Annotated in this window: 11 protein-coding genes; 5 read left to right on the top strand and 6 right to left on the bottom strand. The window is 68.6% G+C overall.

The annotated features are described in order from the left end of the window. Positions 1-194: 194 nt before the first annotated feature. Entirely contained in the window at positions 195-725 is a 531-nt protein-coding gene (locus ACT4N3_RS09240) for a thiamine phosphate synthase (protein ID WP_444854929.1), read from the top strand. Here ACT4N3_RS09240 and ACT4N3_RS09235 read toward each other — a convergent pair. Further along, on the bottom strand, positions 722-1,405 hold the full coding sequence (locus ACT4N3_RS09235) for a porin (RefSeq protein ID WP_444854928.1): 684 nt from the start codon (positions 1,403-1,405) through the stop codon (positions 722-724). The genes ACT4N3_RS09240 and ACT4N3_RS09235 overlap by 4 nt on opposite strands. A 273-nt stretch (positions 1,406-1,678) precedes the next feature. Here ACT4N3_RS09235 and ACT4N3_RS09230 point away from each other — a divergent pair, with 273 nt between their 5' ends. From ACT4N3_RS09230 to holA, 4 genes are read left to right on the top strand one after another with little or no spacing between them, the layout of a single operon-like run. Then, on the top strand, positions 1,679-2,173 hold the full coding sequence (locus tag ACT4N3_RS09230) for a DUF3576 domain-containing protein (RefSeq protein WP_444854927.1): 495 nt from the start codon (positions 1,679-1,681) through the stop codon (positions 2,171-2,173). A 27-nt stretch (positions 2,174-2,200) separates the two neighbouring features. Continuing rightward, complete coding sequence (leuS, locus tag ACT4N3_RS09225; protein WP_444854926.1) at positions 2,201-4,693, top strand: leucine--tRNA ligase; 2,493 nt, start codon at positions 2,201-2,203, stop codon at positions 4,691-4,693. Then, positions 4,690-5,190 carry an LPS assembly lipoprotein LptE gene (gene lptE / locus ACT4N3_RS09220; protein WP_444854925.1) on the top strand — a complete coding sequence of 167 codons (501 nt, stop codon included), beginning with the start codon at positions 4,690-4,692 and terminating at the stop codon, positions 5,188-5,190. The genes leuS and lptE overlap by 4 nt, the downstream gene beginning before the upstream one ends. Continuing rightward, entirely contained in the window at positions 5,187-6,209 is a 1,023-nt protein-coding gene (gene holA, locus ACT4N3_RS09215; protein ID WP_444854924.1) for a DNA polymerase III subunit delta, read from the top strand. The genes lptE and holA overlap by 4 nt, the downstream gene beginning before the upstream one ends. A gap of 7 nt (positions 6,210-6,216) precedes the next feature. Here the strand turns inward: holA and ACT4N3_RS09210 are convergent, their stop codons facing one another. From ACT4N3_RS09210 to ACT4N3_RS09190, 5 genes are all read right to left on the bottom strand, one after another. After that, the gene (locus tag ACT4N3_RS09210; RefSeq protein WP_444854923.1) at positions 6,217-7,104 is read right to left on the bottom strand and encodes a ParB/RepB/Spo0J family partition protein; all 888 of its coding nucleotides are present in this window, start codon (positions 7,102-7,104) and stop codon (positions 6,217-6,219) included. After that, positions 7,101-7,883: a ParA family protein gene (locus ACT4N3_RS09205; protein ID WP_444854922.1), complete on the bottom strand. Its 783-nt coding sequence runs from the start codon at positions 7,881-7,883 to the stop codon at positions 7,101-7,103. The genes ACT4N3_RS09210 and ACT4N3_RS09205 overlap by 4 nt, the downstream gene beginning before the upstream one ends. Then, positions 7,880-8,512 (bottom strand): 16S rRNA (guanine(527)-N(7))-methyltransferase RsmG, encoded by a 633-nt coding sequence (rsmG, locus tag ACT4N3_RS09200; protein ID WP_444854921.1) that lies wholly within the window; start codon positions 8,510-8,512, stop codon positions 7,880-7,882. Before rsmG ends, ACT4N3_RS09205 begins: the two co-directional genes overlap by 4 nt. Then, positions 8,513-10,357, bottom strand: coding sequence for a tRNA uridine-5-carboxymethylaminomethyl(34) synthesis enzyme MnmG (gene mnmG, locus ACT4N3_RS09195; RefSeq protein WP_444854920.1), 1,845 nt, complete (start codon positions 10,355-10,357; stop codon positions 8,513-8,515). It lies immediately after the preceding gene. Between the two features lie 142 nt (positions 10,358-10,499). Further along, on the bottom strand, positions 10,500-11,079 hold a 580-nt coding region (locus ACT4N3_RS09190; RefSeq protein WP_444854919.1), incomplete at its 5' end, for a GTPase.

Genomic DNA, 11,079 nt, shown 5'->3' with positions numbered 1-11,079 from the left:
GCACCCGATTCTCGCCGAAATCGCGCTGCCCCTCGGCGATCAGCTTTTCGATCGCGTCCGGCGGTTGGGTCTTGGAAACGGCAATCAACGTCACCGATTCCACCGGCCGGCCGGCGAGGCCTGCCGCGTTGGCGATCCGGCCCTTGATTTCGGCGAGGGATGAAAGCGCCATCGCCACGGCTATAGGAAGGGCGATGCCGCCACGCCACGCCTTTCCCCGTTGCTGGCTGATGACCGGCGAGCGGCTCGGCGAGAGCCTGTTCGAGGCGCTCGACCGGTTGCCGCGCGATGGTGGCGTCATCTTTCGCCATTACAGCCTGCCGGAGACGGAGCGCCGCGCCTTGTTCGACCGGGTCCGCGCCGCCCATCCCGGCCTGCTGCTGCTCGCCGGACCGGCCGGTCAGGCGCGCATATGGGGCGCCGATGGCAGCCACGGGCGCGGCCCGGGCGAGGGTCTGCGCAGCGCGCCGGTCCATTCTTTTGCCGAGATTCGGGCGGCGGAGCGCGACGGCGCGGGCCTGCTGTTCCTGTCGCCGGTCTTTCCCACCCGCAGCCATTCCGATGCTCGGCCGCTCGGCATAGCCCGATTCGCCTGGCTGGCGCGGCGAACGCCGCTGCCGGTCATTGCGCTCGGCGGCATGGACGCGCGACGCGGAAGGGCGCTCGCTTCGTTCGGTGCTTATGGCTGGGCGGCGATCGACGCCTGGACCGGCGACGGCGATTAGAAGCGGAACGCGGTGCCGATATAGACGGCCTGGCTGTCGCGCCGATAGTCGCGCTGCAGCGGCTCGATCCGGTCGCGGGCGATCCGGTAGCGGGCGCCGGCGGTGACATCGACGTTGCGCGCGATCGAATAAGCGCCGCCGACATCGACCTGATAGGCCTCGTCGTCCGCCACGAGGCGCTGTGCGCCCTCGGTGCGCTCGGCGGCGACCGCGACCCGGCCGGTGATCCGCCGCGTCGCCCGGTAGCTCACGCCGACCTCGGCCGAATTGCGCTGCCCGGGCAGGACGCCGCCCGTTGATTCCGAAACGTCGCTGGAGATGGCGAAGCGCCGCCAGCCGACGGAGGCGCCAAGCGTGTAGGAGCTGGGCGTGATCGCGGTGACCGGCGTTTGCGAGCTGGCCGCCAGCGCGGTCCGCTCGGCCTCGCCCGGCGTGCTCGCCCGCGCCCGGATCGCGACCCGCACCTGACGGCCGCGCTCATTGGCCGTGGCCGGCGTGAAGCGGAAATCGCGGTTGAAGCTCAGCCCGCTGCGCGCCAGCACGGCGGCCAAGCGGGGATCGGCAACCGCCGGCGTGAACGCGCCCATCGGCCGGCTCGGCAATGCGGCGACGGCGCGGCCGGAGGAGTGCTGGGCGTTCGCCGCCAGGGTCGGGGCGAGCAGCAGCGCCAGCGCGACCAACGACGCGCTCCCAGCTGCGGCAAGACCCCCAAGGCGTTTCAAAGCCGTTCGACTCCGTTCGAGCCGCGAAAATAGACCCGCGGACACCGCTTTCCTAGAGCAAGCGGCTGTGCGTCCCATGCGAATCATTTCGCCTGTTGCATCTTTCACACAACGAATGTGACTGGGCGATGACCGAGAATCGAAAGGGTGCGCAATGCAGCGAGCGCTTGCCGCTCGCGCGCCGATATCTATAACGCGGTCATTCCGACCCAGGTTGCCAAGGATTCCCCCATGTCTCGCGCCCCCTCCCTTCTGCTGGCCGCCGCCGGCGCCCTGACGCTGGCCGCCTGTGCGGGCCCGCTCATCGACACGAGCGAGATCGATCGATCGCTCGGGATCGGCGGTGGCGGTGCCGCTGCCAGCCAAGCGGCGCGGGTCGACCTCCCCGCCCGGCAGACGATGACGATCGGCGTCAACGCCTTCCTGTGGCGCGCGGCGCTCGATACGCTCTCTTTCGCGCCGATCGCCCAGACCGATTCGAACGGCGGCGTGATCGTGACCGACTGGTACGCCAATCCGCAGAATCCGGGCGAGCGGGTGAAGCTCACCGTCACCATCCTCGACCGCGACCTGCGCGCCGATGCGCTCCGCGTCGCCGCCTCGCGCCAGACGCTGCAAAACGGCCAGTGGGTCGAGGCGCCGGTGACCGCCGCCACCGTCCAGCGGCTGGAGGACATCATCCTCACCCGGGCCCGCGACCTCCGGCGCAACGCGATCGCCGGATAAGCCTCAGCCACGAAAGCTTCGCCTGCCATGGCATCGCGCTTCAATCCCGCCAAAGCCGATGCCCGCTGGCAGCACATCTGGGACGAGCGCGGCACGTTCCGCGCCGATGACGATGCCGCTGGCCCCAAGGCCTATGTGCTGGAGATGTTCCCCTATCCCTCGGGGCGCATCCATATGGGCCATGTCCGCAACTACACGATGGGAGACGTGCTCGCCCGCTACAAACGGATGAAGGGCTTTTCCGTCCTCCATCCGATGGGCTGGGACGCGTTCGGCATGCCGGCCGAAAATGCGGCGATGGAGCGCGAGGTCCATCCCGGCGAATGGACCTGGGCCAATATCGCGACGATGAAGGCGCAGTTGAAGCGGCTCGGCTTCGCGCTCGACTGGAGCCGCGAGCTCGCGACCTGCGATCCCGCTTATTACGGCCACGAGCAGGCCCTGTTCGTCGATCTGTTCGAGGCCGGGCTGGTCCATCGCAAAGAAAGCGAAGTGAACTGGGATCCGGCCGACATGACCGTGCTTGCCAACGAGCAGGTGATCGACGGCCGCGGTTGGCGCTCCGGCGCGTTGGTCGAGCGGCGCAAGCTCAGTCAGTGGTTCCTCAAGATCACCGAGTTCGCCGAAGATCTGCTCGACGGCCTGGCGACGCTCGACCAGTGGCCCGACAAGGTCCGGCTGATGCAGGAGAACTGGATCGGCAAGAGCCGCGGGATGAAGTTCCGGTTCGCACTCGCCGGGAGCGACGAACAGATCGAGGTTTTCACGACACGCCCCGACACGATCTTCGGCGCCAGCTTCGTGGCCCTCTCACCCGACCATCCGATCGCCCAAAAGTTATGCAAAAGTGACGCCAAAGCGGCCGAGTTCATCGCTCTATGCAGGCAGGGCGGAACAACAGCGGCGGAGTTGGAGACGGCTGAGAAGCTCGGCTTCGACACCGGCTTGAAAGCTACCCATCCCTTTGATCCACAAAGGAAATTGCCGATCTACATCGCGAATTTCGTACTGATGGACTATGGCTCCGGGGCGATCTTCGGTTCGGCTGCCCACGACCAGCGCGATCTCGATTTCGCCCGCAAATACGGCCTGCCGGTGCTGCGCGTCGTCGCGCCGTCACCCGAGGAAGCGGGCGAACCGGTCGGTGACACCGCCGATCTGCGGGACGGTGTCGTCGTCAACAGTCGCTTCCTTGACGGGATGACCGTCGAGGCAGCGATCGCGGCGGTGATCGCCCGCGCCGAGGCCGAAGGCTGGGGCGAAGGCACCACAGTCTGGCGGCTGCGCGACTGGGGCGTCTCGCGCCAGCGTTACTGGGGGACACCGATCCCGATCATCCATTGCGCCGCCTGCGGCGCCGTGCCGGTGCCGAAGGACCAGCTTCCCGTCGTGCTGCCCGAGGACGTGGATTTCGAGACGCCGGGCAACCCGCTCGATCGCCATCCTGGCTGGAAGCATGTCGCCTGCCCAAGCTGCGGCGCGGCGGCGGTGCGCGAGACGGACACGCTCGACACGTTCGTCGATTCGGCCTGGTATTTCATCCGCTTCGCCAGCCAGCCGGTGGACAAGCCGTTCGACCGCGCGGCGGCGGAGCGCTGGCTGCCGGTCGACCAGTATATCGGCGGCGTCGAGCATGCGATCCTGCACCTGCTCTACGCCCGCTTCTGGACCCGGGCGCTGCAGCGGATCGGCATGATCGACCTGGCCGAGCCGTTCCGCGGTCTCTTTACCCAGGGCATGGTCACCCACCGCACCTATCAGGACGTGGACGGCAACTGGCTGCTGCCAGAGGAGGCGGAAGCGGCGATCGAGGGCGGCAAGACGGTGACACCCGGCCGGGTCGAGAAGATGTCCAAGTCCAGACGCAACACCGTCGATCCCGAGCCGATCGTCGAGCAATATGGCGCCGACGCGGTGCGCTGGTTCATGCTTTCCGACAGCCCGCCCGAGCGTGATCTCGAATGGAGCGAGGCCGGGATCGAGGGCGCGTGGCGCTTCATCAACCGGCTTTGGCGGATCTCCGGGACGAGCGAGGCCGGCGAAGGCGAAGACAAGGCGCTCGACCGCAAGCTCCACCAGACGATCGCCGCGGTGGGCGCCAATATCGAGGCGCTGGCGTTCAACAAGGCGGTAGCGAATATTTACGAGCTGGCGAACGCGATCGAGAAAGCGCCGCCCTCCGCGTCGCGCACGGCGGCGGTCGGGACGCTGACGCTGCTGGTCGCGCCGATGGCGCCCCATGTCGCCGAGGAGGCCTGGTCGGCTGCCGGCGGCACCGGGCTGATCGCCGACGCGCCGTGGCCGGAGGCCGATCCTGCGCTGCTCGTCGAGGACGAGGTGACGATCGCGGTGCAAGTCAACGGCAAGCTGCGCGACACGTTGACCGCGCCCAGGGGCGCGCCGAAGGAGGCGCTGGAGGCGCTGGCGCTGGGCTCGGACAAGGTCGCGCGACTGCTCGACGGCGGCGCGCCCAGAAAGGTCATCGTCGTGCCCGACCGGCTGGTAAATATCGTCGCATGAAGCGTGCCGCCCTCCTCGCCGCTTTGCTGCTGCTTGCGCCGGGCTGTGCGCTCCGGCCGCTCTATGCCGGCGGCGCCAGCGGCGCGGTGGCGACGGCGCTCGAATCGGTCCAGGTCGCGCCGATCCAGGGCGGCCGCGCCGGCTGGTTGGTGCGCGCCGCGCTCGAGGACCGGCTCGGCCGTCGCGAGGACGATACGCCGCGTTATCGGCTCGAGGTCGAGCTCGACGACGCGATTACCGGCTTCGGCATTCGCTCCGACGATGCGGTGACGCGCGAACGGCGGACCTTGCGCGCCCGCTACCGGCTCGTCGACGCCGGCCGCGGCACCGTGCTGCTCGACGCCACCGCCGGCTCGGATGCCGGCGTCGATGTCGTTTCATCCGAATATGCCACGGTGGCGGCCGAGCAGACGGCGCTGGAGCGGCTCGCGGTGGTGATCGCCGACCAGATTGTCGCCCGCCTGGCGCTCTACGCGACCCGCGCCGGCGGACAATGATCGTCAAGCCGGCCCAGCTCGGCCGCCATCTCGCCGATTTGTCGCGGCTCCGGCTGTTTCTCTTCTACGGCCCTGACGAATCCGCCTCGCGCAACTTCGTGCCGGTCGTCGCGGCGGCGCTGGGCGGCGAGGTCGAGCGGGTCGACCTGACCGGCGCGGAGCTGAAAGGCGATCCCGCCGGGCTGGCCGACGAGGCCGCTTCGCTCTCCATGTTCGGCGGCGCGCGGCTGATCGTCGTCGATCGCGCCGGCGACGAAAGCGCGGTCGCTGCGGCCAACGTTCTGGCGCTGGAGACGGCAACCAATCCGGTGATCCTCCTCGCCGGCGAGCTGAAGAAAAGCGCGGCCTTGCTGAAGCTGGTCGAATCCAGCGATCGGGCGATCGGTATCGCCAGCTATCCGGTCGACGAGCGCAACGCCGAATCGCTTGTCGGCGAACAGGCGCTGGCGCTCGGCCTTCGCCCCGGCCCCGGCGTCGCGGCGCGGATCGCGGTGGCGAGCGCCGGCAATCGCGGCATCATTGTTCGTGAGCTGGAAAAATATGCCGTGTTCCTGGACGCCGCGCCCGATACGCCGAAGCCGCTCGACCATGAGACGGTCGATGCCATCGGCGCCGATGTCGGAGAGGGCGACCTCTCCCGCCTGCTCGCCGCGGTCGCAGGCGGCGATTCCGACCAGGCCGAGACCGAGCTCGCGCGGCTGCGCGCCGAGGGCAAGGACGGCGTCCAGCTGATCCGCGCCGCGCTTCGCCGGATGACGATGCTGGCCCGGCTGCGCGCCGAGGTCGAGCGCGGCAGGAGCGTCGGCGCCGTCATGGCGTCATCCGGAAAATCGATATTTTACAAAGAGCAAGGCGCGATCCAGGCCGAGCTGGGGCGTTGGCGCGCGGAGAATCTGGCCAAGGCGATCGCTCGCCTGATCGAAGCGGAACGGCAAATCATGATGGCGGGCGGGCCGGGCCCGGTGGCGGCCGAAGCGGAATTGCTCGCCATTGCCCGCCAGGCGGCGCGGCGGCGCTAGCGGTAGCTCAAAACTTCCCGCCGCTGAGGCGCTGGCAGATCATGTCGAGCTGGTCGAGGCTGGTATAAGCGAGCGTCACCTGGCCACCCTTCGGGCTGTATTTGATCCCGACTTTAACCCCGACCAGGTCGCTCAATTGCCGTTCCAGCGCCTCGATGTCGGCATGGCTGCCCTTATACTCGACCGGCCCCGCCCGCTGACGCCGCGGCTTGGCGGCCTTGGCCAGCGTCTCGGTGTCGCGCACCGACAGGCCGCGGCGCGCCACCTCTTCGGCCAGCGCCTCGACATCCGGCGCGCCGATCAGCGCCCGGGCATGGCCCATGCTCAGCCGGCCATCGGCCACCATCGCCCGCACGCTTTCTGGAAGATCCAATAATCTCAAATGGTTGACGACATGGCTGCGCGACTTGCCGAGCAGCTTGCCGAGCGCCTCCTGGCTGTGGCCATAATCGTCGATCAGCCGGCGATAGGCCGCCGCTTCCTCGATCGCGTTCAAATCCTCGCGCTGGATATTCTCCAGCAGCGAGACTTCCAGCGTCTCCGAATCGCTGAACGCGCGGACGATCGCCGGGATCTCGTGCAGCCGCGCCCGCTGCGCCGCCCGCCAGCGCCGCTCGCCGGCGACGATCTGGAAGCGGTGGCCGTGCGGCCGGACGACGATCGGCTGGATCAGCCCGCGCGCGGCGATCGACAAAGCGAGCTCGTCGAGCGCCGCTTCGGCAAAGAAACGGCGCGGCTGGTCCGGATGCGGCTCGATGCTCGCCACCGGAATCTGCCGCACGTCTCCGCGAGCCGGGCTGCCGGCGACCGGGGCTTCGCGCTGGATGTCGCCGAGCAGCGAGGAGAGGCCGCGGCCAAGGCCGGAGGGGCGGCGGCGGGGGATTTCGTCGCTCATGCCGCCTCCGCCCGCGCCGGCAGGCGCGCGATCAGCTCGCGGGCGAGCGCGATATAGGCCTCCGAGCCCGGGCAGCGATGATCGTAGATCAGGGCCGGGAGGCCGTGGCTCGGCGCCTCGGAGAGCCGGACGTTGCGCGGAATCACCGTGTCGAACACGACGTTGCCGAGGCAGGCGCGGACATCGTCCGACACCTGCGCCGAGAGATTGTTGCGCCGATCGTACATGGTGAGGACGACGCCGAGGATCGACAGCTCCGGATTGAAACGCGCCCGAATGCGCTCGACCGTCTGGAGCAGCTGGCTGAGGCCCTCGAGCGCGAAGAACTCGGCCTGGAGCGGCACCAGGATCGCGTTGGCGGCGATCAGGGCGTTGACGGTGAGCAGGCCGAGCGACGGCGGGCAATCGATCAGGCAGACATCCCACCGCGCCCGTCCAGCGCCGTCCAGCGCGGCGTCGAGCCGGTGTGTTCTTCGTTCAAAATCAATGAGTTCGATCTCTGCGCCGGACAAATCGACCTTGCCGGGCACGATATCGAGCCGCGGCACCGGCGAGGCGACGACGCATTCGCTGAGGCTCGCCGCGCCGGTCAGCAGCTCGTAGCTCGACTGCGCGCGCAGCGCCTGGCCGATGCCGAGCCCGGTCGAGGCGTTGCCCTGCGGATCGAGATCGATCAGCAGCACCTTGAGACCCGTCGCCGCGAGCGCGGTGGCGAGGTTGATCGCGGTGGTCGTCTTGCCCACCCCGCCTTTCTGATTCGCGACCGCGATCCGGATCATTGCTTGCTCCTGCCCGGGCGGCGGCGCACCCCGGTCGCGACGATGATATTGGCATCGGCGTCGGTGAGGCTCGGCTCCAGGCGGAAATCACCTTGCCACGCGCCGCGAACCGCTTCCAGTTCCGACTTGGCGCCGCGCCCCTTGGGCAGCAGCCAGAGCGTCTTTTCTGTGGAAAATCTGTGTGCAAGCTCCAGCAGGCGCGGCAATGGCGCGAACGCGCGGGCGCTGATCACCGCGAAAGGCTCCGTCGGCACGCGTTCGATCGGCGCATGAACGATGTTCGGCGACTCCTTGAGGACCGCCGCCGCCCGATGCAGGAAAGCCACGCGCAGCCGCCGCGATTCGATCAAGGTCATCGGCCCCTCGCGCAACGCCGCGACGACCAGGCCGGGAAAGCCGGCCCCGGTGCCGAGATCCAGCCAGGCTCCCGATTCGGTGGCGAAGCGGAGCAGCTGCGCGCTGTCCACGACATGACGGGCCCAGAAATGATCGAGCGTCGCGGCCGAAACGAGATTCTGGCGCTCGTTCTCGCTCCTCAACAAGTCGCCGAACGCGGCCAGCCGCGCGAGTGTTTCACGTGAAACACCCCGCGAATCACGGAGCCAGCCTCTTGCCTCCGCCTCGTCCATTCAGGCGGCCTTGCGGCGCGAAGCGACCAGAATTGCCGCCAGCGCCGCCGGCGTGACGCCCCGAACGCGGCTGGCTTCGCCCAGGCTCGTCGGGCGCGCCGTCGAGAGCCGCTCGATCATCTCGTTGGAGAGTCCCGCCACGGCCGCAAAGTCGAAGCCGGGCGGGATCGGAAGGCGCTCCTCCTGTCGGAGCCGCGCGATCTCCGCGTGCTGCCGTTCAAGATAGGGCGCATAGCGATGATCCTGCACCGCCTGGTCGACAAGCCGATCCTTGCAGGTCGCGATCTCCGGCGAAATGCGGCGCAGCGCATCGCCGTCAACCTCTGGAAAGCGCAGCCAATTTGCCAGCCTGCGAACGCTCCCCCCAACCTCGTTTATGCCGAGATCCGCGCCCGCTGCTCGCGTCTCAAGCAGCGCCTCGATCCGCGCTTTCTCCTCGCGATCGGCGGCGAAGGCACCGGCGCGAGCTTCACCCACGCAACCCGCAGCAATCGCCTTGGGCGTCAGGCGAATATCCGCATTGTCGGCCCTCAGCCGCAGCCGATATTCGGCGCGTGCGGTCAGCATACGATAGGGCTCGGTGACGCCCTGCAGGATCAGGTCGTCGACCATTACGCCGAGATAGGACTCGGTGCGGTCGAACAGGATCGGCGCGCGGCCGAGCGCGCTCGCCGCGGCGTTCAAGCCGCCGACCAGCCCCTGCGCCGCCGCTTCCTCATAGCCCGTTGTGCCGTTGATCTGACCCGCCAGGAACAGACCCTCGACATCGCGCACGGCAAGACGCGCGTCGAGAATGCGCGGATCGACATGGTCGTACTCGACCGCATAGCCCGGCTTGATGATCTCGGCTAGCGCCAGCCCCGCCATCGAGCGGATCATCGCCAGCTGCACGTCCTCTGGCAGCGAGGTCGAAATCCCGTTCGGATAAATGACCTGATCGTCAAGTCCTTCCGGCTCAAGGAAAATCTGGTGTCCGTCGCGGTCGGCGAAGCGGTGCACCTTGTCCTCGATCGAGGGGCAATAGCGCGGCCCGACACCGCTGATCTCGCCCGCGAAAAGCGGCGAACGATCGAGATTGGCGCGGATGATCGCGTGGGTTCGCGCGTTGGTGCGGGTGATCGCGCAGAAGAGCTGCGGGTTGCGCCGCGAGCGCGTCAGCGGCGACATCGTCCAGCCGTCGGCATCGGAGGGCTGCCGCTCCAGCGCGCTCCAGTCGATCGTACGGCCGTCGAGCCGAGGCGGCGTGCCGGTCTTGAGCCGCGCAAGCGGCAACCCCAGCGTCCGGAGCTGGTGGGCCATCTCCGTCGCGGCGCGCTCGCCGATTCGGCCCCCCGCCTCGCTGCGCATGCCGAAATGCAGCTTGCCGCCAAGAAAGGTGCCGGTGGCGAGCACCACGGACCGCGCCGCCAGCAGCTCTCCGCCAGCCAGCCTCACGCCGATCGCGCGCCGCCCCTCGAGCCGCAGCGCAACCGCTTCGCCCGCGACGATCTCAAGCTCCACCTGTGTCGCGACCGCCTTCTGAATGGCCTCTCGAAACAGCTTCCGGTCGGCCTGGACGCGCGGCCCGCGCACCGCGGCGCCCTTGCTGGCGTTGAGCATTCGGTAGTGGATCGCCGCCGCATCCGCCGCGACGCCGATCAGTCCGTCGAAGGCGTCGACCTCGCGGACGAGATGGCCCTTGCCGAGCCCGCCGATCGCCGGATTGCAGGACATCGCCCCGATCTGCGCTGGATCGAAGGTGACGAGTGCAACCCGGGCGCCAAGCCGGGCAGCCGCCGCCGCGGCCTCGACCCCGGCATGGCCACCGCCCACAATGATGACATCATAATCGCGCACGGCGACCATCTAGGCCGTCGCAACATCGGCCGGAAGATGTTTCACGTGAAACAGCTCATTTGCCGATGCAGAATCGGCCGAACAGCGCGTCCAGCATGTCCTCGACGCCGGCTCGGCCCGTGATCCGGTCCAAAGCCATACGCGCGAGCCGCTAGGCCTCCGAGGCGATCAGCGGATCGCTCGCGCCCACATCCTCAAGCGCGGCCGCCATTTCCGCCAAGGCCTGCCGATGGCGCGCGTTGAGCGCCACTTCACCTTCCGAAACAAGGAGTTGCGCGGAACGCGCGAGCAGCAACTGGATCAGTTGGTCGATGCCTTGCCCGGTCAACGCGGAGACAGCGACATCCGCTTCCGGCGGCGCGGGCGCGAGGTCCGCCTTGGCATGAACCAGCATGGCGCGCTCAGGCTTCTGTTCTGTAGGGCCGAGCCAGAGCAGGATGTCCGCAGCCTCGGCCGAAACGCGCGCGCGATCGACCCCGATCGCCTCGATCGCCTCGATCGCCTCGCCCGTCTCGCGCAGGCCGGCGGTGTCGATGAGCAACAACGCCACCCCGCCGATCGCCAACGGCGCCTCGATCACATCGCGTGTCGTGCCCGGCATCGCTGTTACGATCGACGCGTCGCGCCCGGCTAAGACATTGAACAGACTAGACTTCCCGGCATTCGGTGGGCCAGCGATGACGACCCGGACGCCGTCCTTGAGCCGCTCGGCGGGCGGCCGCGCGAGCCAG

The organism is Sphingosinicella sp., from assembly GCF_052388015.1.
Classification (GTDB): domain Bacteria; phylum Pseudomonadota; class Alphaproteobacteria; order Sphingomonadales; family Sphingomonadaceae; genus Allosphingosinicella.
The sequence above is the reverse complement of the archived record's forward strand: the minus strand, read 5'-3'. Positions and strand labels throughout refer to the sequence as shown.